This window comes from Streptomyces cyaneus (assembly GCF_004028635.1).
Lineage (GTDB): Bacteria > Actinomycetota > Actinomycetes > Streptomycetales > Streptomycetaceae > Streptomyces > Streptomyces cyaneus.
Genome location: NZ_RQJW01000004.1, coordinates 439,138 through 462,158, shown reverse-complemented (window position 1 = coordinate 462,158; position 23,021 = coordinate 439,138). Strand labels below are relative to the sequence as shown.

Genomic DNA, 23,021 nt, shown 5'->3' with positions numbered 1-23,021 from the left:
GGGTGGGCCCGCAGAGGGGCCTCGGGGGATGCTGTCACCATGAGTGGAGCGGAAGCAGTCCTGGTCCTGGTGTGGTGGAGCGGCGTCGCGGCGCTCGTGGTGTGGGCGGTCCGGCGCAAGGCCCGCAAGAAGCGTGCGGAACAGGAGGGGTACGCCCGGCTCCAGTCGTTCGCCGAGAGCCGCGGGTGGACCTACGAGGAGACGGTACGGGGCCTCGTCGACGCGTACGAGGGGGCCGAGCCGCTCCCGATCAAGGCCGGCAACGCCGCGGGGGACAACGTCGTCAGCGGCACGTACCGCGGATTCGCCTTCCGCGCCTTCGAGTACCGCTACTACGACAGCGACATCGACTCGGAGACGACGACCGTGACCGTCCACTCCGTCTGGGCCCTGAACGTGGGCGTGGAGGTTCCGGACCTGCGCGTCTACCGCGACGGCTGGTTCGACACCCTCTCCCGGGGACGGGCCATGCAGGTGGGCATTCCGCAGCTCGACAAGGACTTCCACATCGTCTCCCGCGACGAGGAGCAGGCCCGCGCAGTGGTGCTCGGCGGCCTGGCGGAGTTCCTCACGTCCGACCGTCGTGCCTTGGAGCTGCCGCTCCGCCTCCACGACGGCCAGCTGATGACCTGGCGCGAGCGGACACCGCTGAGCACTGAGACGCTCGACGAGCCGCTTGAGTATCTCGCCGACGCCGTCGGCCACTTGGGCGCCCTGTCACCCGCCCAGCCTCCGCAGGCGCCGTAAGGCCGCCCCGAGGCACCGGATGCGGTCGCTCTATGAAGCTTCCCGGTAGGAATCATGTGAGGTCCGAGGCCGGTGTCGCCGCGTCTTTGCCTTTGGTAGACCCTCTTTACGTTCTCAACAATCAGGGTGCGGACGCGCGTTCGCACCCTCTTGGACGTAGAGGGGGGAGCGAATGGGCCAGTTCGATGTCGAGCCGTCCGAGCTGCGGTCGGCTTCCAAGAAGATCAAGGACTCCGTGGGCCGGAGCGACAAGGTGAAGCTCGACGAACTCGGGGACTCCAGCGGCGACTTCGGCCACGGCGACGCGGCCAAGGAGTTCGGCCAGCTGATGGCCACCTGGATGGAGGCCATCAAGAGCCCGATGAAGGAGGACGGGGAGAACTCGGCGGCCAAGCTGGACGAGAACGCCACGTCCTACGAGCGCGCCGAGCAGGAGTCCCAGAACCACTTCACCGGGCCCGCGGTCGCCGGCCCGAGCTACTGACGGGGAAGCAATGGCACAACTTGGCTCCACTCGGGACCCACGCGCACTCATCCCGGGAAACCCGTCGAAGCTCACAGGCGACGCGGACAAGCTCGACGGTCATGCGAAGACCCTCGACGGCATCGGGGACGAGCTCGGCTCCGTCCGTATTCCCAGCTGGCACGGACAGGCCAGCGATGCCTTCTGGGAGGACTTCTCGGGCCAGAAGCAGAAGTGGTACCGCGGCTCGGACGCTCTGGGCGCGGCCGCCGGGGCGCTGCGGGACTACGCCAGGGCCCTCCAGTGGGCCCAGGGGCAGGCGGAAGAGGCCATCCGGCTGTACGACGGGGGCGACGAGAACGGCGGCGAGCAGCTGCTGGAGTCGGCGCGCGCCCATGTCGAGGCGGAGGGCGACGCGGCGGCCAAGAAGTTCAAGGCGCAGGGCGGCGAGGGCGACAACGCGCCCGACTGGCTCTTCTGGGCCTCCGAAGCGGCACAGGACGACACAGGCGCGACGTCCAAGCAACTCTTCGAGCTGGAACGGGCACGCGACCCACGGACCATCAGGACCTGGGGCGACCACAAGAACATGACGCAGCAGGAGAGGGAGGCCCTGCGCGAGGGCAAGGGTCCGGGCGTCACCGTGGCCGGCCCGTCCGTCACCGCCGACGCCAAGGTGTGGGGCGCCGAGGCCAAGGGCCGCGGTGAGTTCGCGGGCGGCGAGGTCTCCGGCAAGGCGGGCGTCAACCTCCTCGGTGTCGACGCCTCCGCCGGTGTGGGTCTCGTGGACGGGAACGCCACCGCACAGGCATCCGGCAAGGCCTACCTCGCCCAGGCCACCGCCGAGGGCAAGTACGGGGTCGGTGTTTTCGAGGCCTCCGGCAAGGGCGAGGCATACGTGGGCGCCGAGGCCGGCGTCAAGGGCTCCATCGGCACAGACGGCGTCCACGTCGGCGGCGAGGCCTTCGCCGGCGCCAAGGCCACCGCGGAGGGGCATGCCTCCGTCGCCGGTGTCGGCGTCGGTGGCACGGCGGAAGCGTGGGCCGGCGCCGGTGCCGAGGCCCACTTCGACGCCGGCATGAAGGACGGCAAGTTCGTCATCGGCGGCGACGTCGGCGTGGCCCTCGGTGTCGGTGGCAAGCTCGGTGGCCAGATCGAGATCGACCCGGGCAAGGTCACCGACGCGGCCGGCGACGCGGTCGACGCGATCGGGGACTGGTTCGACTGACCGCCACGGGGTGGCCCAGCCCGGGCCCGCCCGGGCCTCCCCGCCGCCGCCCCTTCCCGTCCCCCTCCTGTCCCCTCTCCCCGTCGCTTCCCGTACCGTCGGAACCCGTACCGCAAGGAGTTGATCCACCATGCCGGGCACACTTCCGGTGCCGCTCGAAATCGAGCTCCCGCAAGGCTGGCAGTCGGCACCCCCGGACGAGGTCGGCGCCCCGCACGCCGCCTTCGTCGCACTGCACATGGCCTCCAAGGGCCAGGGCTTCATGCCGAACATCACGGTCACCGGCCATACCCTCGAAGGCTCGTCGAGCCTGCACGGCCTCGCCGAGGAGTCGGTGCGGCGGCTGCGCGAGAACGTCGGCGCCGTCGAGATCGTCAAGCGCACCGAGGTGGGCACCTCGCCCGCGCCGGGCCTCATCGACGCGCCCGGGATCGTGCAGAACCTGCGCATCCAGGCCACCGTCAACGGGCAGCCGATGGAACTCGCGCAGAGCCAGTTCATCCTGGTGCTGGAGAACGAGCAGCGGCGCAGTGAACGCGCCGAGATCGAGATCGCGCTGACGGCGAAGACGAGCCAGCTCCAGGACGTCCTCGAGGACTTCCAGACCTTCATCTCCACCCTCCGCCCGGCCACCGCCACCCCGGAGGCCTAGCCGGACGCCGGGACCGGCGAGCGGTTCGCCTCGGCGGCGCCACGCCCGGCCCCGGCCCCTCTCGGCATGATCCGTGCGACGCCCTCGAACGGAGGGTTGTTATGGGCTGCCTTCGGAGGATTCCGGCGATCTGCAGGGCACAGCGAGGGCCCACGTGGCCGAGAAGCACCGGTGCGCCATGAGAAACGACGAGCCGTGTTTGCCCAGGTCAGCGCCGAGGTGTCCAGAAGGCGCAGGTCAGACGCTCATCCTTACAGATACCCTTGACATGTGACCGACGCCCAAGAGACCGCAGCAGACAGTTCACTGCGAACCACCGGAGGCGCCCCTCCGGACGACGGCGGATCTTCTGTTACGGAGGCGCCGATTCCTTTGCTGGAGCCGCGTGAGGGCATTCCGCCCGTGATCGCCGACGAGGCGGCGCTCGCCGAGGTGATCGCCGCCTTCACCGCGGGCTCCGGCCCCGTCGCCGTCGACGCCGAACGCGCGTCCGGCTACCGTTACGGCCAGCGCGCCTATCTGGTGCAGCTGCGCCGCGAGGGCGCGGGGTCCGCACTGATCGACCCCGTGGCCTGCCCCGATTTGTCCGGGCTCGGCGAGGCGCTCTCCGGAGTGGAGTGGGTGCTGCACGCGGCCACCCAGGATCTGCCCTGTCTGCGCGAGATAGGCATGGTGCCGACCCGGCTGTTCGACACGGAGCTGGCCGGGCGGCTCGCCGGGTTCCCCCGGGTCGGCCTCGGCGCGATGGTCGAGAACGTGCTCGGGTTCGTCCTGGAGAAGGGACACTCGGCCGTCGACTGGTCGACCCGGCCGCTGCCCGAGCCGTGGCTGCGGTACGCGACGCTCGACGTCGAGCTCCTGGTCGATCTGCGCGACGCACTGGAGAAGGAGCTGGACCGCCAGGGGAAGCTGGAGTGGGCGCTGCAGGAGTTCGACGCGATCGCGGCCGCACCGCCGGCCGAGCCGCGCAAGGATCCGTGGCGGCGTACGTCCGGGATGCACAAGGTGCGCCGGCGCCGGCAGCTGGCCGTGGTGCGGGAGCTGTGGGAGACGCGGGACCGTATCGCTCAGCGGCGGGACGTGTCGCCGGGCAAGGTGCTCGGTGACGCGGCCATTGTCGAGGCCGCGCTCTCCCTGCCCGGGAACATGCACGCCCTCGCCGCGCTGAACGGGTTCGGGCAGCGGATGGGGCGGCGGCAGCTGGAGCAGTGGCAGGCCGCCGTTGATCGTGCGAAGGCTTTGAGCGACTCTCAGTTGCCGGCGCCCGGGCAGCCGGTGACGGGGCCTCCGCCGCCCCGTGCTTGGGCTGACAAGGACCCTGCTGCTGCGGCTCGGCTTTCTGCGGCTCGGGCCGCCGTTTCCGCGCTCGCCGAGCAGCTCAACATGCCTCAGGAGAACCTGATCACTCCGGACACCGTGCGACGGGTGTGCTGGGAGCCGCCGAAGGTCGCCGACGCGGAGTCGGTCGCGGAGGCGTTGGCTGGTTATGGGGCTCGGGCGTGGCAGGTCGAGCAGGTCACGCCGGTTCTGGTTGCTGCTTTGTCCGCCTAGTCGCCGCAACAGGGCCCTGAAGGCGCGCCTCACCTGGTCGCGCCTTTCATGAAGCCGTTGTAGATGAACCTCTGCAGCAGCAGGAAGACGATCAACGTCGGCAGGATCACCAATACCGCTCCTGCCGAGATCGTTTCCCAGTGGGCGCCGAACGGGCCCTTGAAGCGGAACAGGGACGTCGAGATCACGCCAAGGTCTTCCGACGGCATGTAGAGGAACGGGATGTAGAAGTCGTTGTAGGTGGTGATGCCCTTGACGATCACCACTGTCGCGATGGCCGGCTTCAGCAGCGGGAAGATGATCTTGCGGTAGATCGTGAAGGCGCCCGCGCCGTCCAGGCGGGCCGCCTCGTCCAGTGAGGTCGGGATGGAGCGGACGAACTGCAGGAAGATGTAGATCGAGACGATGTCCGTGCCCATGTAGAGGACGATCGGCGCCCAGAGGCTGTCGAACATGCCGAAGCTGTTGACGATCTGGAAGGTCGCCACCTGCGTCGTGACGCCCGGGACCAGGGCGGCGATCAGGAACAACGCCACGACCAGCTTCTTGAAGCGGAAGGTGAAGCGGTCGATGGCGTACGCCGTCATCGAGCCGATGAGGACCGTGCCGCCGATGGCGAAGAGCAGGATGATCGCCGTGTTGGCGAAGGCCGAGAGCATCCGGCCGTCCTCGAACGCCGTCGCGTAGTTGTGGAAGTTCAGCAGGTCGTCGGGGAGGGACAGCGCCCCGCTGCCGCTCGCCATCTCCTTCTCGGACTTGAGGGACGTCAGGACGACCGCCGCCAGCGGGAGCAGGACCACCACCGTCGCGGCGATCAGGGACAGGTACACCAGGGTGCGGGCCACTGCGCGGCGGGTCATGCGAGGTCCACCTTGTCGTCGGGGACGAGGCGCCGCTGTACCCAGGTCACCGCCAGGACGATCAGCAGCAGGACGACCGCGGCCGCGGAGGCGAGCCCCGTCTTGTTGAACTGGAAGGCCAGCTTCACGGTCTGGATCACGAAGGTCTCGGTGCCGGTCGCCCCGCCGGTCATGATGTAGGGGATCTCGAAGACCGAGAGCGAACCGGAGATCGAGAGGATCACCGTCAGGCTCAGGACCGGCTTGATGCCCGGCGCGATGATGTAGCGGAACTGGTGCCAGCGGCCGGCGCCGTCCAGTTCGGCCGCCTCGTACAGCTCCCCCGGGATCGACTGGATCGCGCCGAGGAAGAGGACGAAGTTCAGGCCCAGGTAGCGCCAGACGGAGACGGCGGCGAGGGAGGTGTTCGCCGACTCCGGTGTGCCGAGCCAGGCGCGGTCCGTCTCCACGCCGAAGAGGCCGAGGACGGCGTCCAGGGTGCCGCCGTCCTGGAAGAAGTACAGGAAGACCATGCCGATCGCGACCCCGTTGATCAGATACGGGAAGAACAGCACGCCCTTGAAGAAGTTCCGGAAGCGGACGTTGAAGCTCAGGATCGTCGCGAAGTAGAGGGCGGCGACGATCTGGAAGACGGACGCGGCCAGGTAGTAGCCGCTGACCCAGAAGACCTCGAACAGGTCGGAGCGGGTGAAGAGTTCGGCGTAGTTCTCGGCGCCCGTGTAGTGCAGTTCGGGGCTGACGCCGTCCCAGTCGGTGAAGCTGTACGCGACCATGTTGGCGATCGGCGCGTAGGTGAAGGTGAGCAGGAGGGCCAGCGGGGCGAGCAGGAAGAGCCAGGGGGTGGCCCCGCGCCGCAGACGTGCCGTGCGCGGGGCGGGGGCCGGTTCGGGGGCGGCGCCCACCGCCCCCGTGGGGGCAGTGGCAGCCGCCTTCTCGGTCGTCGTGTCCGTCATCAGGACCCCAGCGACTTCTGGGTCTCGGTCCACTTCTCGCCGAGGCCGTTCAGGAAGTCGTCGAGGCTGCCCTTGGTGGCGCCGCGGGCGAGGTCGACGAGGTCCTGGCGGTAGTCGGGCTTGTAGATGCCGATCTCGGACTGGTTGTCGATGGACTTCACCTCGGCGCCCAAGGCGTCGTCGAGGTCGAGGATCTTGACGCCCTGCTCCTCGTACGGCTTCAGGACGTCGGGCAGCGGGGCCTCCTTGAGCGGGGACAGCGCCAGGTTGTCCGCCGCGTAGCCGGACTTGTCGGTGAACCAGTCGATCCAGGCGCGGGCGGCCTCCTTGTGCTCGGAGTGGATGTTGACGGCCTGGTTGTAGTCGGGCTTGGCCACCGCGCAGAACGTGCCGTTCTTCTGGGCGGGGAAGGGCATGAACCCGATGTCGTCCGGGTCGGCGCCCGCCTGCTTCGCCGCGCCCTGCATCTGGATGACCGCCCAGGAGCCGAGCCACATCGTGGCGATCTCGCCCTTGGCGATACGGGGCTTGGACGCCTCCCAGTTGGTGGTCGTCGGGTCCTTCTCGACGAGGCCCTCGCGCACGATGTCGTACAGCAGCGTGTCGGCGGTCCGCAGGTCGGCGCCGTCGGCCCACGGGTCGCCCTCGGCGAGCCTGGTCGTGGCCTGCTCGTCGCAGCTGACCGAGCCGTTGACATCCGTCCACTGGGTGAGCGGCCACATGTCCTTGAAGTTGGTGTAGTACGGGATCGCGTCGGTCTTCGACTTGATCGCCTTCAGGTCGTCCAGGAAGCCGGCCGGCGTCGTGGGCCAGTCGGTGATCCCCGCCTCCTGCCACACCTTCTTGTTGTAGATGAACCCCGGGACCGCGCCCAGCGGGCTCTGGCCGTACACCTTGCCGTCCACGGTGGTGTAGTCGGTGAAGCGGTACTTCTTGCTCCGCTCGGCCTGAGTGCCCAGCGAGGCGAAGAACTTGGGGTAGTCCTTCTTCTCGATCACGGCCGGGATCATGAGGACGTCGCCGTAGTTCTCCGTGTTCATACGGATCTTGACTTCGCCCTCGTAGTCGGTGATGGCGTCGAACTCGACCTTCACCTTGGGATACGTCTTGTTGAACTCGGTGGCGTACTTCGCCATCGTCCCGTCCTGCACGAGGTCGGTCCGGTGGGTGAGAACCGTGATGGTGCCGCTCACCTTTGACGGGTCGTCGGCCGCCTTGGCCTCGGCGCCCTGCGAACTTCCTCCGGTGCCGGTGCACGCCGATAGCAGCAGGGCACCGGTGACCATGGCGAGGACTGTACGGCGGTTCATGTGCATCAGCTCCGTTCTCGGGACGGACGAGCACGAGCGGGTTGGCTGGTTCCGAACTCTGACAACGTTTTCTTAACCGGTAAAGTCCGTATCTCGCCAACGATGCCAAACTGATTCCCAGCGCTGGGATAGATCGGTTTAGGAGTGCGCGCATGCTTCAGGCCACACCGCTCACCGACGGATGGATCGTGCGGCACGAGTCAGCCGCGCTGCCGGCCACCGTGCCCGGCTGTGTGCACACCGATCTGCTGGCGGCGGGGGTGATCCCGGATCCCTTTCTCGGACGCGACGAGGCCGAGGTGGCGTGGGTGGGGCGGCGGGACTGGACCTATGAGACCGATCTGCGGGCCCCCTCCCCGCACGAGCAGACCGACCTCGTCTTCGACGGGCTCGACACCGTCGCGGAGATCTCGCTCGACGGTCAACTCCTCGGCCGGGTAGGGAACATGCACCGCTCGTACCGCTTCGACGTGACGGGGCTGAGCGGGCGGCTCTCGGTGCGTTTCGCCTCCGCGTACGCCGAGGCCGAGGCGGTGCGCGGCAAGCTGGGCGAACGGCCCGCCGCGTACACCGAGCCCTATCAGTACATCCGCAAGATGGCCTGCTCCTTCGGCTGGGACTGGGGGCCGACCCTGGTGACGGCCGGGATCTGGCGGCCGGTGCGGCTGGAGCAGTGGTCGACGGCCCGGATCGCCCGCGTGCGCCCCCTGGTGACCGTCGAACAGGGCACCGGGCACGTCGAGTTGGCGATCGACGTCGAGCGGACCCGGGTCGAGGCACCGCTCACCCTGGCGGCGACGGTCGGCGGGGTGCGGGCGCGGGCCGAGATCGACGGGACGGGTGGCGTCGTACGGCTGACCGTGCCGGACGTCGGACTGTGGTGGCCGCGCGGATACGGTGAACAGCCGCTGTACGACGTCGAGTTGACGCTGCTGCACGGCGACGACGCGCTGGACGTGTGGCGTCGGCGGATCGGCTTTCGGACGATCGAGCTGGATCGCCGGGCCGATGAGCACGGCACCGGATTCACCCTCGTCGTCAACGGCGAGCGGCTGTTCGCGCGGGGCGTCAACTGGATCCCGGACGACGTGTTCCCGTCCCGGATCACCCGCGAGCGGTACCGGGAGCGGCTGCGGCAGGCGGCCGACGCGGGCGTGGACCTCGTACGGATCTGGGGCGGCGGGATCTACGAGAGCGAGGACTTCTACGACGCCTGCGACGAGCTGGGGCTGCTGGTGTGGCAGGACTTCCCGTTCGCCTGCGCGGCCTATCCGGAGGAGCAGCCGCTGCGCGGGGAGGTGGAGGCCGAGGCGCGGGAGAACGTCGTACGGCTGATGCCGCATGCCTCGCTCGTGCTGTGGAACGGCAACAACGAGAACCTGTGGGGGTTCCGGGACTGGGAGTGGGAGCCGCGGCTGGCCGGGGACTCCTGGGGCGAGGGGTACTACCTGGGCGTACTGCCGCGTGTGGTGGCCGAGTTGGATCCGACGCGGCCTTACACGGCGGGCAGTCCCTGGTCCGGGTCGTGGGAGCGGCATCCGAACGACCCCGCGCACGGCACGCACCACTCCTGGGAGGTGTGGAACCGCGAGGACTACGCCGACTACCGGCTGAGCGTGCCGCGTTTCGTGGCCGAGTTCGGCTGGCAGGCGCCGCCCGCGTACGCCACGCTGCGGCGCGCGCTGCCGGGCGAGGAACTCGCGGCGGACTCCCCCGGCATGCTGCACCACCAGAAGGCGGACGACGGCAACGGCAAGCTGCGGCGCGGCCTCGAGCGGCATTTCGCTTTCCCCGAGGGGGACTTCGACCGCTGGCACTACCTCACACAGGTCAACCAAGCGCGGGCCGTGGCGGCCGGGATCGAGCACTGGCGGTCGCACTGGCCGGTGTGCGCGGGCACGGTCGTATGGCAGCTCAACGACTGCTGGCCCGTGACGTCCTGGGCGGCGATCGACGGGGACGGGCGGGAGAAGCCGCTCTACCACGAGCTGCGGCGGCTGTACGCGGATCGGCTGCTGACGCTGCAAGTGCGCGAGCGCGGGCAAGTGCCGGAATGCGGACTGGAGTTGGCCGTCGTCAATCAGGCGGCGGAGGGGTGGGCGGGGGCCGTGCGGCTGCGGCGGATGTCCGTGGACGGGCTGGTGGTCGGCGAGGTGAGTGTGAGGTTCGGTGCCGAGGGGCGGGCGGTGGCCCGGGTCGGCGTACCGAGGGAGCTGGAGCCGGTCGGGCCGAAGGAGTTCCTGGTCGCCGACGCGGACGGTCTGCGGGCCGTGCACTTCCCTGCGCCGGATCGGGAAAGCCCTTATCCGCGCCCGGAGTTCGATGTCGCGCTCGTGCCGGGCGGGGTCGTGGTGACCGCCCGTACTCTCGTACGGGACCTGCTGCTCCAGGCCGATCGGCTGCATCCGGGCGCCCGGGCCGACCGGGGGCTCGTCACATTGCTGCCCGGCGAAGAGGTGACCATCGGGGTGCGCGGCTGGGAGACTCCCGACGCGGAGGCCGCACGCTCCGCCCTGTACTGCATGGAGCCCAGCCGATGACGGCCACGCCGACCCCCCGCGTCACCATCAAGGACGTCGCCGCGCGCGCCGGTGTGTCCAAGGGCGCCGTGTCCCTCGCCTTCAACCACAAGCCGGGGCTGTCGGAGGCGACCCGGGACCGGATCTTCCGGGCCGCGCGGGAGCTGGGCTGGGCGCCGAACCTCACGGCGCGAACGCTCGCCGGGTCGCGGGTGGACGTGGTGGGCCTCGCGATCTGCCGGCCGGCCCGGCAGCTCGGCCTCGAGCCCTTCTACATGGAGTTCATCTCGGGCGTGGAGAGCGTCCTGACCGAGCACTCCTGCTCGCTGCTGCTCAGGCTCGTGCGGAATCTGGACGAGGAGGTCGGGCTCCAGGAGTCGTGGTGGCGGGGGCGGCAGATCGGCGGGTCGATCCTGGTCGACTTCCGTGCGGACGACCCGAGAGTGGCGGCGGCGCAGCGGCTCGGGATACCGGCGGTCGCGGTCGGGCACCCGTCGCTGACGGGCGGGCTGACGTCGGTGTGGACCGACGACGCCACCGCTGTGACGGAGGCTGTGCGGTATCTGGCCGCGCTCGGGCATCGGCGGATCGCGCGGGTGGGCGGGGCGGCGGCCCTCGGGCACACGTCCATCCGTGCGGCAGCGTTCGACGAGGCGGCGGGGGCGCTGGGGCTGGCCGGGGCGTGGCAGGTGGCGACGGACTTCTCGGGCGATGCGGGGGCGCGGGCGACGCGGTCGCTGCTCACGGCGTCCGCGCCGGATCGGCCGACGGCGATCGTGTACGACAACGACATCATGGCGGTGGCGGGGTTGTCGGTGGCGGCCGAGATGGGGCTGCGGGTGCCGGAGGACGTTTCGCTGCTGGCCTGGGACGACTCCCAGTTGTGTCGGCTTACGCATCCGACCCTGTCCGCGATGAGTCATGACGTGCACGGGTTCGGGGCGGAGGTGGCTCGGACGTTGTTCGGAGTGATCATGGGGGATGGGGTGGGGTCGCATCCCGTGCCTACTCCGGTGCTGACTCCTCGGGGGTCCACTGCGCCGCCTCGGTGACGTTCGTGGGGGGCTGCGGACTGGTCGCGCCCGCGCGGCGGAGCCGCAGATTGATACAGCCCCGCGCCCCTTCCCGGCACTTCCGCACCGCCAGCTTCGATGTGACGTTCACCGCTCCACTCTCCAGGACTGTGCAGCTACGTTACCCGTAAGTAGCATGGGTCCTGAGCGCGCGCTCAGCGCATGCGTGCCGCAGCAGTGCCATCCCGCATCTGGAGGAGAGCCATCGTGCCTCGTACCGTCAGGGACGTCGTCTTCGTCGACGGCGTCCGCACCCCGTTCGGCAAGGCGGGCCCGAAGGGCATCTACCACGAGACCCGTGCCGACGACCTTGTCGTGAAGGCGATCCGGGAGCTGCTGCGCCGCAACCCCGGTCTCGACCCGAAGCAGATCGACGAGGTCGCCATCGCCGCGACCACGCAGATCGGTGACCAGGGCCTGACCCTCGGCCGCACGGCCGGCATCCTCGCGGGCCTGCCGCAGTCGGTGCCCGGCTACTCCATCGACCGCATGTGCGCCGGCGCGCTGACCGCCGTGACGTCCGTCGCCGGTTCGATCGCCTTCGGTGCCTACGACGCCGTCATCGCCGGTGGTGTCGAGCACATGGGCCGCCACCCGATGGGCGAGGGCGTGGACCCGAACCCCCGGTTCGTCAGCGAGAAGCTGGTCGACGAGTCGGCGCTGTTCATGGGCATGACCGCCGAGAACCTGCACGACCGCTACCCGACGATCACCAAGCAGCGCGCGGACGAGTACGCGGTGCGTTCGCAGGAGAAGGCCGCCAAGGCTTACGCCAACGGCAAGATCCAGCAGGACCTGGTGCCGATCTCGGTGCGTCGCACCAACGCCGAAGCCGGTGAGACGGGCTGGGGCCTGGTCACCGCCGACGAGCCGATGCGCCCGGGTACGACGCTGGAGAGCCTGGCCGGTCTGAAGACCCCGTTCCGCGTCCACGGCCGGGTCACCGCCGGTAACGCGGCCGGTCTGAACGACGGCGCCACCGCCTCGATCATCGCCTCCGAGGACTTCGCCCGCGAGAACAACCTCCCGGTGAAGATGCGCCTCGTCTCCTACGCCTTCGCGGGTGTCGAGCCGGAGGTCATGGGCTACGGCCCGATCCCGGCGACGGAGAAGGCCCTCGCCAAGGCCGGCCTGTCGATCGAGGACATCAACCTCTTCGAGATCAACGAGGCCTTCGCCGTCCAGGTGCTCGCCTTCCTGGAGCACTACGGCATCGCCGACGACGACGCGCGCGTCAACCAGTACGGCGGCGCCATCGCCTACGGTCACCCGCTGGCCTCCTCCGGCGTGCGTCTGATGACGCAGCTGGCCCGCCAGTTCGAGGAGCAGCCGGAGGTCCGTTACGGCCTCACCACCATGTGCGTCGGCTTCGGCATGGGCGCCACGGTGATCTGGGAGAACCCGCACCACAAGGACGCCGGAGGCAACAAGTGAGCACCACCGCTGAGCTCCTGAAGGGCGCGGCCGAGCTGTTCCCGGACGAGGTCGTCACCCAGGCGCACGTACGCCACCTCGACCTGCCGTTCGGCGCCGGGCGCTTCGCCCTGATCACGCTGGACAACGGCTTCGACCACACCAAGCCGACCACCTTCGGCCCGCAGTCGCTGGCCAACCTCGACACCGCCATCGACCAGGTCGAGGCGGAGGCCGCGGCCGGCGACATCGTCGGTGTCGGCATCACCGGCAAGCCGTTCATCTTCGCGGTCGGCGCCGACCTCAAGGGCGTCGAGCTGCTGAAGGAGCACAAGGACGCGCTCGCCATCGGCAAGGGTGGACACGAGGTCTTCAAGCGCCTGTCGGCCCTCGCGGTGCCGACCTTCGCGTACTACAACGGTGCCTCGATGGGCGGTGGCGTCGAGGTCGGTCTGCACTGCAAGTACCGGACCGTGTCGAAGGCGCTGCCCGCCTTCTCGCTCCCCGAGGTCTTCCTCGGCCTGGTGCCCGGCTGGGGCGGCTGCACGATCCTGCCGAACCTGATCGGTGCCGACAAGGCCGTCTCGGTGATCATCGAGAACAGCCTCAACCAGAACAAGCAGCTCAAGGGCCAGCAGGTCTTCGACCTCGGTATCGCGGACGCGATCTTCGAGGGCGCGGACTTCCTGGAGCAGTCGCTGATCTGGACCGCGAACGTCCTCAAGGGTGACGTCGAGGTCGAGCGTCCGGTGATCGACCGCGGTGAGGCCTGGGACCAGGCCGTCGCCAAGGGCCGTTTCATCGCGGACAGCAAGGTGCACGGGGCCGCTCCGGCCGCCTACCGTGCGCTGGACATCATCGCCGCCGCGAAGAACGGCGACCTGCAGCAGGGTTACGACGCCGAGGACGTCGCGCTCGCCGACCTGATCATGGGTGGCGAACTGCGCTCCGGCATCTACGCCTTCAACCTGGTGCAGAAGCGCGGCAAGCGCCCGGCCGGTGCGCCGGACAAGTCGCTGGCCCGCCCGGTCACCAAGGTCGGTGTCGTCGGCGCCGGTCTGATGGCCTCGCAGCTCGCCCTGCTCTTCCTGCGCCGCCTGGAGGTGCCGGTCGTGCTGACCGACATCGACCAGGAGCGCGTCGACAAGGGTGTGGGCTACGTCCACGCCGAGATCGACAAGCTGCTCGGCAAGGGCCGTATCAACCAGGACAAGGCCAACCGCCTCAAGGCGCTGGTGAGCGGTGTCCTGGACAAGGCCGAGGGCTTCGCGGACGCGGACTTCATCATCGAGGCCGTGTTCGAGGAGATCGGCGTCAAGCAGCAGGTGTTCGCGGAGGTCGAGGCGGTCGCCCCGGCGCACGCCATCTTCGCGACGAACACCTCCTCCCTCTCCGTCTCGGAGATGGCGTCGAAGCTGAAGAACCCCGAGCGGGTCGTCGGCTTCCACTTCTTCAACCCGGTCGCGGTGCTCCCGCTGCTGGAGATCGTCCGCGGCGAGAAGACGGACGACGCCTCGCTGGCCACGGCCTTCGCCGTCGCCAAGAAGCTGAAGAAGACCGCGGTCCTCACCAAGGACGCCCCGGCGTTCGTCGTGAACCGCATCCTCACCCGCTTCATGGGCGAGATCCAGAACGTCATCGACGAGGGCACGTCGGTCGAGGTCGCGGAGAAGGCGGTCGAGCCGCTGGGTCTGCCGATGTCGCCGCTGGTGCTGCTCGAGCTCGTCGGCCCGGCGATCGGCCTGCACGTCTCGGAGACCCTCAACCGGGCCTTCCCGGACCGCTTCACGGTCTCCCCGAACCTCGCGGCCGTCGTCAAGGCGGGCAAGCGCGGCTTCTACGTCTACGACTCCGGCAAGCCGGAGCTGGACCCCGAGGTCGCCGCGCTCCTGAAGCAGGGCGATGTCGTCCTGACCGAGGAGCAGGTCCGCGACCGTGTCCTGGACGCGGTGGCCCAGGAGATCGGCCTGATGCTCGACGAGGGCGTCGTCGCCGAGGCCCAGGACATCGACCTCTGCCTGATCACGGGCGCCGGCTGGCCCTTCCACCTGGGCGGCATCACGCCGTACCTGGACCGCGAGGGTGTCTCCGAGCGCGTGAACGGCAAGAAGTTCCTGGAGCCGGGCGTGGCGAGCGTCCCCGCGTAAGCGCTCCGCTGTGAACGCCGGTGCCCTGTATGCCGACTTGGCGTGCAGGGCACCGGCGTTGTGCGCAGGTACCTGGGGGCTCCGCCCCCAGACCCCCGTATCGGCCTAACGGCCTCGTCCTCAAACGCCGGACGGGCTGAAGATGCCGGTCCCGGCGTTCAGAAATCGCCGGAACCAGCGACGCCCCAAGGGGCGCGGGGAACTGCGCGAGCAACCACGTACCAGCCGCAGCCGCCGTACAAGAGCAGCCGCCCACCCCTCAGGCGCCTTAGACCTCCCGCCACGCCTCCAGCGCCAGCCCAGGCTCGTCCTTGCGCCTTGTGGTCAGCAGTTGCCCCGTCGACGGGGACACCGAAGCCGCCACCACTCGCTCGCTCTCGTCCACCGCCAGCCCCACCACCGCATCCACCGGCAGCTGCGGGCCCGACTCCGTCCACCACGCCCCCGCCGACTCCTGCTCCGTCGGATACGCGGCGAAGGCGACGCGGCCGCTCGCCGAGCGCTGGGCGAGCAAGGTGCAGTCGTGGCCGTCGAGTTCGCAGCGGATCGCGCGGACCGGGCCGGGGCCGGCGGAGGCCAGCAAGGTCACCGGTTTGGTGCCGGGGCGCCAGGCGCGCAGGTCGCCGGAGTCGTCCGCGTAGAACAGGGTGGTGTGGTCCGCGGAGGTGGCCAGGGCATACAGGGTGCCCGGGCGGACCGGGGTCTCCATCGCCTCCTCCAGGACGGGGACGCTGCCCGGCTTCTCCTGCCGCCAGTGCAGGATCGCGCCGGGGACGGCCGCGTACAGCTCGACGAGCCCGGACTCCCCCGTCACCGCGGCGAGCCGGTCGTCGACCTCACGCCCCTTGAGGTCACGCCACGGGCCCCACCCGCCCACCTCCTTCTGACCGCGCATGCTCACGCCGCCGCCCCCGTTGCGCACGAAGACATGCGCCCGCCCCTGCGCGTCGACCGTGACGGCGGGCGTGCCGGTGCGGTCGCCGGTGTTGTTCGGGTGGCCGATGGAGATCCAGTCCAGGGCGGCCAGGCGCGGCCGGAAGTGCGTGGAGTGGACGAGGCCCGCCTCGCCCGCCTTGGTGGGGCGCCAGGCGGCCAGGTGGGCGTAGGCGTCGGCGCCCTGCCCGACCGCGGGGCCGGGGCGCAGCTTCTGGTCGCCGCCGACCCGGCGCGGGGGTTCCCAGGGGCCGCCGGATCCGAGTTCCGCCCGGCACAGGACGCCGTCGTCGGTCGGCAGATAGACGCTGAGGCGGCCGTCGCGGCCGCGGATGAGCCAGTCGCCGTTCACCGGTTCACTCTATTCGGGGGCGGTCCGCGGGGCCGCCCCGGCCCCGGGCAAGCTGGATCACATCAGCAACGTCCGTACGAGAACAGGAAGCCGACGTCATGACCGACAAGCTCACCGTGAGCGTCCTGGGCACCGGCATCATGGGCGCCGCGATGGCCCGCAACCTCGCCCGCGCCGGACACACCGTCCGCGCCTGGAACCGTACCCGCGCCAAGGCCGAGCCGCTGACCGCCGACGGCGCGTTCGTCGCCGACACCCCAGCGGAGGCGGTCCAGGGGGCCGACGTCGTCCTGACCATGCTCTACGACGGCCCCGCTGCGCTGGACGTCATGCGTGAGGCGGCGCCCGCGCTGCGCTCCGGTGCCGCCTGGGTCCAGTCGACGACCGCCGGCATCGAGGCCATCGCCGACCTGGCCGCCTTCGCCCGGGAGCACGACCTCGTCTTCTACGACGCCCCCGTGCTCGGCACCCGCCAGCCCGCCGAGGCCGGCCTGCTCACCGTGCTGGCGGCGGGGCCGGCCGAGGGGCGCGGGACCGTGACGCCGGTGTTCGACGCCGTCGGCGCCCGTACCGTGTGGACCGGCGAGGACGGCGGGGCGGGCACGGCCACCCGGCTGAAGCTGGTCGCCAACAGCTGGGTGCTCGCGGTGACCAACGCGGCCACTGAGGTGCTGGCGCTGTCCAAGGCGCTGGACGTGGATCCGCAGCGCTTCTTCGAGGTGATCGACGGCGGCCCGCTCGACATGGGGTATCTGCGGGCCAAGACCGGGCTGGTGCTGAACGACGAGCTGACCCCGGCCCAGTTCGCGGTGACCACGGCGGCGAAGGACGCGCGGCTCATCGTGGAGGCGGGCGAGCGGTACGGCGTACGCCTGGACGTGGCCGCGGCGAGCGCGGAGCGCTTTGAGCGGGCGGCTGCGCAGGGGCACGGGGACGAGGACATGGCGGCGGCCTATTTCGCCAGCTTCGAGGAGGCGGCGGAGGAGCGGGAGAGGTAGGCCGCGGACTGAGCCGTGCGACCCTTGCCCCATGACTGAGGACGCCCCCCTGCTCGTGATCGTGGACGCCGCGAATGTCGTCGGGTCGGTTCCCGACGGGTGGTGGCGGGATCGGCGCGGGGCCGCGGAGCGGCTGCGGGACCGGCTGGCGGCGGACCGGGTGCCGGGGCATGCGGGACCGGTCGAGATCGTGCTCGTGGTCGAGGGCGCCGCTCGCGGAGTGGAGACCGTGCCGGGCGTGCGGGTGGAGTCCGCCGCCGGAAGCGGGGACGATCACATGGTCGAACTCGTCGCGCGGGCCAGTGGGCGGCCCTGCCTGGTGGTGACCGCGGATCGGGAACTGCGCCGAAGGGTCACGGAGTTGGGGGCGGAGGTGGCGGGACCGCGCACGGTACGGCCGTAGGGGTACGGCTCCGTGGCTAGGTGCGGCTCCGTGCGTACAGCACCGCCCCGTCCACCACCCCCACCTCCTCGTACCGCGCCGCCAGCAGCCGCCGCAGGCTCGGCACCCTCTCCGGTCCGTACGGCTTACCCCGCGAGTCGTCGACGACCAGCGCCGGCGTCCGCTCGGTCATCTCCTCGCCGAAGACCGCCCATGCCCCGTCGACCGCGTATCGCTCGCCCACCTGTGGGCCGTCGCGTCCCCCGCTGTAGTTGGTGAGGAGCCCCGCCGTCAGGTAACGGCTCGCGGGTCTGCGGTCGGCCAGCCAGTACGTCTCGGGGTGTATGCCCCAGACGAGGACCCGCTCCTGTGGCTCGGTCCGGATCGCCACCTCGTCCGCCAGCCTCCTCGCGTGGTCGAGCTCGGGTCGGGGCGCGAGCAGCCCCCAGGTGAGGAACAGGGCGCAGCAGCAGGCCGAGGTCAGGACCGCGTGGGTCGTGCGCTCGCGCGGCAGGATCTGCAGCGCGGCCGTCGCCAACAGGGTGAGGGGCGGCAGGAGTTGGAGGTAGTAGTGGCCGAAGAAGTGGAAGCCGAGCAGGACCGCGCCGGCCGACGCGGCCGACCACAGCCACAGGTCCGCTGCCCCCGTGCGGGCCAGCCGCAGGACTCGTAGCACCGGCGGGATCAGTCCCGCGCAGGCCAGCGCCAGGATCGCCGCGTTCGTCAGGCCCCGTGCGAGGACATGGATCTCGGAGCCGGTGAAGGAGGCGTACGCCCCCGATCCCGTGACCGTCCAGAACAGGAACCCCGCCGGGTCGGTCACCGCGGCCACGCCCAGCACCGGCGCCACCACTCCGGCGCCCAACCGTGCCAGTCCCCCGGCCCGGACCTCCCTGAGGGGTGCCTGCTGGCTCGCGCCGGGGCACCCTCCGGCCGACACGCACAGCCACATCACCGGTACCAGCACCGCCCCGCCGGTCTGTTTGACGAGGAAGGCGCCCGCGACCGCGAGGCCCGCCGCGCCCCACCGGCGCCGGTCCGCGCACCACATCGCCGCCGCCGTACACGGCAGCATGAACACCTCGAACGTCGCGGCCTGGGCGTCCTCCGGGTTGAGCCCGACCGAGACCAGCAGATACAGCACCCCTGCCGTCCCGCCCGCCGTGTCGCCCCAGCGGCGACGGGCCAGCGAGGCCAGCAGCACGGCGGTCAGCAGCTGGGCCCCGACCGCCAGGACCCGCACCGGCGTGAGCGATCCGGAGCCGGCCACCGCGAACGCGGCCTGGTACAGCCACGGCAGCAGCGGCGGCTTGCGATCGACGACCGTGTCGTACAGCTCTCCGCCCTGTGCGAGCAGCCGTGCCTGTACGGCTAGATAGCCCTCGTCGGGGTTCCACAGCGGGCGGGTGAAGGAGGGGACGCGGGTGACGCAGGCCAGCAGGGCCAGGGTGGGGAGCAGCCGCCTCCAGTAGCCGCGTGCCGCGCGGGGTTCGGGCACGGAGCGTGGCGGTGGGAGGAGCTCGGCGAGCATGGGGTGAACGCTATCCGGCCCCGCAGTTCCTACCGAAGCAGGACATACGGGGCCGGGGAGTCGGGTGTTGACCACCCGTCAACCGCTGGTTTCGGCTACGGGGTGTCTCCGCGCGGCGGCTTCGTGACTTCACCGACGGTCGTCTCCTCATGCCGTCCGAGGCGGCTGTGGGAGCGGCCGTAGATGAAGTACACGACGAAGCCCACCAGCATCCAGATGGCGAAGCGGACCCATGTCTCGGCCGGCAGGTTGATCATCAGCCACAGCGAGGCGCACACCGACAGGATCGGGATGACCGGCACCCAGGGGGTGCGGAAGGCCCGGTGCAGATCGGGGCGGGTCCTGCGGAGGATGATCACGCCGATGGCCACCACCACGAAGGCGAACAGGGTGCCGATGTTCACCAGGGCGGCGAGTTCGGTCAGCGGGGTGAAGCCGGCGAGGATCGCGATGACCACGCCGAGCAGGATGGTCGGCCGGTGCGGGGTCTTGAACCGCGGGTGGACATGGGAGAAGAAGCGGGGCAGCAGTCCGTCGCGGCTCATCGCGAAGAAGACACGTGTCTGGCCCAGGAGCAGGATCATGCACACGGTCGTCAGGCCGACGGCGGCGCCGAAGCTGATGAAGCCCGCGTACCAGGGGTGTCCGGTGGCCTTGAAGGCGTCGGCGAGCGGGGCGTCCACGGACAGCCGGCTGTAGTGCTGCATGCCGGTGACGACGATCGACACGGCGACGTACAGCGTGGTGCAGATGAGGAGGGAGCCGAGGATGCCGCGCGGCATGTCGCGCTGCGGGTTCTTGGTCTCCTCGGCGGCGGTGGCCACCACGTCGAAGCCGATGAAGGCGAAGAACACGACCGAGGCGGCGGTGAAGATGCCCATCACGCCGAAGTTGGAGGGCGCCCAGCCGAACATCAACTGGATCAGTGGCGCCTGGAGACTCTCCCCCGCCTCCACGGCCTTCTGCTTCGGGATGAAGGGGTCGTAGTTGTCACCGTCGATCAGGAACGCGCCGGCGATGATCACGGTCAGGACGACGACCACCTTGATGGCGACGACCAGGGACGTGATCCGCGCCGACAGCTTCATGCCGAGTACGAGGATGAAGGTGAGGACAAGGACGAGCGCGGCGGCGAGGATGTCGAAGCCGAAGGCGTCGGCGCCCTCTCTGCTGCCCAGGGACGCGGGCATCTCCCAGCCCGCGTTGTCCATCAGCGACTGGATGTAGCCGGACCAGCCGACGGCCACCACCGCCGTCCCGAGCGCGAACTCCAGGACCAGGTCCCAGCCGATGATCCAGGCGGGCAGTTCGCCGAGGGAGGCGTACGAGAACGTGTAGGCGGACCCGGCGACCGGGACCGTGGAGGCGAATTCGGCATAACAGAGCGCGGCCAGCGCACAGGCGACGCCGGACGCTACGAACGCCAGGGCCACCGAGGGTCCGGCGTTGTTCTTGGCGACCGTACCGGTCAGGACGAAGATGCCGGTGCCGATGATGACGCCGACACCGAAGACGGTCAGATCCAGCGCGGACAAGGACTTCTTGAGCGCGTGCTCTGGCTCCTCGGTGTCGAGGATGGACTGCTCGACTCTCTTCGTCCGGAAGAGACTGCTGCTCACGGGCTTACCTCCCACGCTTGGCGTCCTCGACATGATCGAGAGGGGGCGTGGTACGCCTGCCCCGGCGCGGGCGGATTCACACAGATGGGCCGGTTTCGCCACCGTCACGGGTGGAGAAACCGGCCCATCCGGCCGTACGAGGGTGTCAGTCGCGGGCGGGCTGCACCGAGTCGACCTCGGCCGCCGTGCGGTCGAACCGGCCGTCCAGCTTGGCGACCAGACCGGTCACCTGGCGGGCGATGTCAGGGGCGGTGAGGCCGATCTCGGCCATCACCTCGGCGCGGGAGGCGTGGTCGAGGAAGCGCGGCGGGATGCCGAAGTCACGCAGCGGGACGTCGACGCCCGCGTCGCGCAGGGCCTGTGCGATCGCCGAGCCGACGCCACCGACGCGGGAGTTGTCCTCGACGGTGACGACCACGCGGTGCCGCTCGGCGAGCGGGGCCATGGCCTCGTCGACGGGCTTGACCCAGCGCGGGTCGACGACGGTGGTGGTGATGCCCTGCTTGTCGAGCAGGCCGGCGATCTCCAGGCACATCGGCGCGAGGGCGCCCACGGAGACCAGGAGCACGTCCGGGGTGTCGGTGCCGGGCTCGCGCAGCACGTCCATGCCGCCGACCCGGCCCACGGCGGGTACGGCGGGGCCGACGGCGCCCTTGGAGAAGCGGACGACGGTCGGCGCGTCCTTGACCGTGACGGCCTCGCGCAGCTGCGCCCGTACCTGGTCGGCGTCGCGCGGGGCGGCGAGCCGCAGGCCGGGCACGACCTGGAGGATCGACATGTCCCACATGCCGTTGTGGGAGGCGCCGTCGGTGCCGGTGACGCCGGCGCGGTCGAGCACGAAGGTGACACCGCACTTGTGCAGCGCCACGTCCATGAGGACCTGGTCGAAGGCGCGGTTGAGGAAGGTGGCGTAGACGGCGAAGACGGGGTGCACACCGCCCGTCGCCAGACCCGCCGCCGACACCGCGGCGTGCTGCTCGGCGATGCCGACGTCGTAGATCCGGTCCGGGAAGGTGTCCGCGAACTTCTTCAGGCCGACCGGCTGCAGCATCGCCGCGGTGATCGCCACGATGTCTTCGCGCTCCTTGCCGAGCTTGACCATCTCGTCGCCGAAGACGGACGTCCAGTCGGCACCCGAGGCCTTGATCGGCAGGCCGGTGTCGGGGTGGATGGGGCCGATGCCGTGGAAGCGGTCGGCCTCGTCCTGGAGGGCGGGCTGGTAGCCGCGGCCCTTCTCGGTGAGGCAGTGCACGATGACCGGGCCGCCGAACCGCTTGGCCCGCGCGAGGGCCGACTCCAGGGCCTCGATGTCGTGCCCGTCGATCGGGCCGACGTACTTCAGGCCCAGGTCCTCGAACATGCCCTGCGGCGCGATGAAGTCCTTCAGGCCCTTCTTGGCCCCGTGCAGGGTCTCGTAGAGGGGCTTGCCGACGACCGGCGTGCGGTCGAGGATCTCCTTGGTGCGGGTGAGGAAGCGCTCGTAGCCGTCGGTCGTGCGCAGCGTCGCCAGGTGGTTCGCGAGGCCGCCGATCGTCGGCGCGTACGACCGCTCGTTGTCGTTGACGACGATGACGAGCGGGCGGTCCTTGGCCTCGGCGATGTTGTTCAGCGCCTCCCAGGCCATACCGCCGGTCAGCGCGCCGTCACCGATGACGGCCACGACATGGTCGTCGCGTTTGCGCAGCTGGTTGGCTTTGGCGAGGCCGTCGGCCCAGCCGAGGACGGTCGAGGCGTGCGAGTTCTCGATGACGTCGTGCTCGGACTCGGCCTGCGAGGGGTAGCCGGACAGGCCGCCCTTCATCTTGAGCTTGCTGAAGTCCTGGCGGCCGGTGAGCAGCTTGTGGACGTAGGACTGGTGGCCGGTGTCCCAGAGCACCTTGTCCTTGGGCGAGTCGAAGACCCGGTGCAGGGCGATGGTCAGCTCCACCACACCGAGGTTGGGGCCGAGGTGGCCGCCGGTCTTGGACACCGCTTCGACGAGGAAGGTCCGGATCTCCTCTGCCAGCTGGTCCAGCTGCTCAGGGCTGAGCCGGTCCAGATCGCGCGGTCCCGTGATGCGGGTCAGCAGCGGCACCCGTGCCTCCTTGCAGTAGAGCTGTTCGAGCTGTTGCCGGGCTCGTCGAGTCTAATGTTCCGCTCAGACGGAAGGTTCCCGGCCCACACCTCATAGGTCACGCATTCGGCTCTACCCATCGACGCCCCGTGCTACAACGCCGCGAGGGGCGCGGGGAACTGCGCGACCGGCCACAACGGACCGGCACCCGCCAGTTCACCCACGCCCCTACGGCGC

Annotated in this window: 18 protein-coding genes; 11 read left to right on the top strand and 7 right to left on the bottom strand. The window is 70.1% G+C overall.

Going from position 1 to position 23,021, the window contains the following annotated elements; all coding sequences use genetic code 11:
• The first annotated feature begins 39 nt into the window (after positions 1 to 39).
• The 5 genes from EHO50_RS17360 (at position 40) to EHO50_RS17340 (ending at position 4,641) form a co-directional block, all read left to right on the top strand.
• Positions 40 to 747, top strand: a complete 708-nt coding sequence (locus EHO50_RS17360; RefSeq protein ID WP_128431049.1) for a hypothetical protein — start codon at positions 40 to 42, stop codon at positions 745 to 747.
• Positions 748 to 919: 172 nt separating this feature from the next.
• Positions 920 to 1,231, top strand: a complete 312-nt coding sequence (locus EHO50_RS17355) for a WXG100 family type VII secretion target (RefSeq protein ID WP_128431048.1) — start codon at positions 920 to 922, stop codon at positions 1,229 to 1,231.
• 10 nt (positions 1,232 to 1,241) lie between these two features.
• Positions 1,242 to 2,438: a putative T7SS-secreted protein gene (locus tag EHO50_RS44045; protein ID WP_164904871.1), complete on the top strand. Its 1,197-nt coding sequence runs from the start codon at positions 1,242 to 1,244 to the stop codon at positions 2,436 to 2,438.
• Between the two features lie 130 nt (positions 2,439 to 2,568).
• The gene (locus EHO50_RS17345) at positions 2,569 to 3,090 is read left to right on the top strand and encodes a hypothetical protein (protein ID WP_128431047.1); all 522 of its coding nucleotides are present in this window, start codon (positions 2,569 to 2,571) and stop codon (positions 3,088 to 3,090) included.
• Between the two features lie 270 nt (positions 3,091 to 3,360).
• The gene (locus EHO50_RS17340) at positions 3,361 to 4,641 is read left to right on the top strand and encodes a ribonuclease D (protein ID WP_128431046.1); all 1,281 of its coding nucleotides are present in this window, start codon (positions 3,361 to 3,363) and stop codon (positions 4,639 to 4,641) included.
• A 29-nt stretch (positions 4,642 to 4,670) separates the two neighbouring features.
• Here the strand turns inward: EHO50_RS17340 and EHO50_RS17335 are convergent, their stop codons facing one another.
• From EHO50_RS17335 to EHO50_RS17325, 3 genes are read right to left on the bottom strand one after another with little or no spacing between them, the layout of a single operon-like run.
• Positions 4,671 to 5,501 (bottom strand): carbohydrate ABC transporter permease, encoded by an 831-nt coding sequence (locus EHO50_RS17335; protein WP_128431045.1) that lies wholly within the window; start codon positions 5,499 to 5,501, stop codon positions 4,671 to 4,673.
• Positions 5,498 to 6,454 (bottom strand): carbohydrate ABC transporter permease, encoded by a 957-nt coding sequence (locus EHO50_RS17330; protein ID WP_246101201.1) that lies wholly within the window; start codon positions 6,452 to 6,454, stop codon positions 5,498 to 5,500. Before EHO50_RS17330 ends, EHO50_RS17335 begins: the two co-directional genes overlap by 4 nt.
• A complete protein-coding gene (locus EHO50_RS17325; protein WP_128431044.1) occupies positions 6,454 to 7,764 on the bottom strand; it encodes an ABC transporter substrate-binding protein in 1,311 nt (436 codons plus the stop codon). The genes EHO50_RS17330 and EHO50_RS17325 overlap by 1 nt, the downstream gene beginning before the upstream one ends.
• 152 nt (positions 7,765 to 7,916) lie before the next feature.
• Between EHO50_RS17325 and EHO50_RS17320 the strand changes: the two genes are divergently transcribed.
• The 4 genes from EHO50_RS17320 (at position 7,917) to EHO50_RS17305 (ending at position 14,916) form a co-directional block, all read left to right on the top strand.
• On the top strand, positions 7,917 to 10,304 hold the full coding sequence (locus EHO50_RS17320; RefSeq protein WP_128431043.1) for a glycoside hydrolase family 2 protein: 2,388 nt from the start codon (positions 7,917 to 7,919) through the stop codon (positions 10,302 to 10,304).
• Entirely contained in the window at positions 10,301 to 11,335 is a 1,035-nt protein-coding gene (locus tag EHO50_RS17315; RefSeq protein WP_128431042.1) for a LacI family DNA-binding transcriptional regulator, read from the top strand. The genes EHO50_RS17320 and EHO50_RS17315 overlap by 4 nt, the downstream gene beginning before the upstream one ends.
• Positions 11,336 to 11,563: 228 nt before the next feature.
• On the top strand, positions 11,564 to 12,790 hold the full coding sequence (locus EHO50_RS17310) for a thiolase family protein (RefSeq protein ID WP_128431041.1): 1,227 nt from the start codon (positions 11,564 to 11,566) through the stop codon (positions 12,788 to 12,790).
• A complete protein-coding gene (locus tag EHO50_RS17305; RefSeq protein WP_128431040.1) occupies positions 12,787 to 14,916 on the top strand; it encodes a 3-hydroxyacyl-CoA dehydrogenase NAD-binding domain-containing protein in 2,130 nt (709 codons plus the stop codon). The genes EHO50_RS17310 and EHO50_RS17305 overlap by 4 nt, the downstream gene beginning before the upstream one ends.
• Before the next feature lie 268 nt (positions 14,917 to 15,184).
• Here the strand turns inward: EHO50_RS17305 and EHO50_RS17300 are convergent, their stop codons facing one another.
• A complete protein-coding gene (locus EHO50_RS17300; protein ID WP_128431039.1) occupies positions 15,185 to 16,201 on the bottom strand; it encodes a PLL family lectin in 1,017 nt (338 codons plus the stop codon).
• 98 nt (positions 16,202 to 16,299) lie between these two features.
• Here EHO50_RS17300 and EHO50_RS17295 point away from each other — a divergent pair, with 98 nt between their 5' ends.
• Both EHO50_RS17295 and EHO50_RS17290 read left to right on the top strand, forming a co-directional pair.
• Positions 16,300 to 17,199: an NAD(P)-dependent oxidoreductase gene (locus EHO50_RS17295; protein WP_128431038.1), complete on the top strand. Its 900-nt coding sequence runs from the start codon at positions 16,300 to 16,302 to the stop codon at positions 17,197 to 17,199.
• A 31-nt stretch (positions 17,200 to 17,230) separates the two neighbouring features.
• On the top strand, positions 17,231 to 17,602 hold the full coding sequence (locus EHO50_RS17290) for a PIN domain-containing protein (RefSeq protein WP_128431037.1): 372 nt from the start codon (positions 17,231 to 17,233) through the stop codon (positions 17,600 to 17,602).
• Between the two features lie 16 nt (positions 17,603 to 17,618).
• Here the strand turns inward: EHO50_RS17290 and EHO50_RS17285 are convergent, their stop codons facing one another.
• From EHO50_RS17285 to dxs, 3 genes are all read right to left on the bottom strand, one after another.
• Positions 17,619 to 19,112, bottom strand: a complete 1,494-nt coding sequence (locus EHO50_RS17285; protein WP_128431036.1) for an ArnT family glycosyltransferase — start codon at positions 19,110 to 19,112, stop codon at positions 17,619 to 17,621.
• A 95-nt stretch (positions 19,113 to 19,207) separates the two neighbouring features.
• Positions 19,208 to 20,731 (bottom strand): amino acid permease, encoded by a 1,524-nt coding sequence (locus EHO50_RS17280; protein WP_128431035.1) that lies wholly within the window; start codon positions 20,729 to 20,731, stop codon positions 19,208 to 19,210.
• Positions 20,732 to 20,876: 145 nt separating this feature from the next.
• The gene (gene dxs / locus EHO50_RS17275) at positions 20,877 to 22,805 is read right to left on the bottom strand and encodes a 1-deoxy-D-xylulose-5-phosphate synthase (protein ID WP_128431034.1); all 1,929 of its coding nucleotides are present in this window, start codon (positions 22,803 to 22,805) and stop codon (positions 20,877 to 20,879) included.
• Positions 22,806 to 23,021: the final 216 nt, after the last annotated feature.

Excerpts from the sequence above, each read along its gene's own strand:
- EHO50_RS17290 (WP_128431037.1), top strand. The coding sequence starts at position 17,231 with ATGACTGAGGACGCCCCCCTGCTCGTGATCGTGGACGCCGCGAATGTC.
- EHO50_RS17330 (WP_246101201.1), bottom strand. The coding sequence starts at position 6,454 with ATGACGGACACGACGACCGAGAAGGCGGCTGCCACTGCCCCCACGGGG.
- EHO50_RS17355 (WP_128431048.1), top strand. The coding sequence starts at position 920 with ATGGGCCAGTTCGATGTCGAGCCGTCCGAGCTGCGGTCGGCTTCCAAG.
- EHO50_RS17295 (WP_128431038.1), top strand. The coding sequence starts at position 16,300 with ATGACCGACAAGCTCACCGTGAGCGTCCTGGGCACCGGCATCATGGGC.
- EHO50_RS17360 (WP_128431049.1), top strand. The coding sequence starts at position 40 with ATGAGTGGAGCGGAAGCAGTCCTGGTCCTGGTGTGGTGGAGCGGCGTC.
- EHO50_RS44045 (WP_164904871.1), top strand. The coding sequence starts at position 1,242 with ATGGCACAACTTGGCTCCACTCGGGACCCACGCGCACTCATCCCGGGA.
- EHO50_RS17335 (WP_128431045.1), bottom strand. The coding sequence starts at position 5,501 with ATGACCCGCCGCGCAGTGGCCCGCACCCTGGTGTACCTGTCCCTGATC.
- EHO50_RS17285 (WP_128431036.1), bottom strand. The coding sequence starts at position 19,112 with ATGCTCGCCGAGCTCCTCCCACCGCCACGCTCCGTGCCCGAACCCCGC.
- EHO50_RS17320 (WP_128431043.1), top strand. The coding sequence starts at position 7,917 with ATGCTTCAGGCCACACCGCTCACCGACGGATGGATCGTGCGGCACGAG.
- EHO50_RS17315 (WP_128431042.1), top strand. The coding sequence starts at position 10,301 with ATGACGGCCACGCCGACCCCCCGCGTCACCATCAAGGACGTCGCCGCG.
- EHO50_RS17345 (WP_128431047.1), top strand. The coding sequence starts at position 2,569 with ATGCCGGGCACACTTCCGGTGCCGCTCGAAATCGAGCTCCCGCAAGGC.
- EHO50_RS17325 (WP_128431044.1), bottom strand. The coding sequence starts at position 7,764 with ATGAACCGCCGTACAGTCCTCGCCATGGTCACCGGTGCCCTGCTGCTA.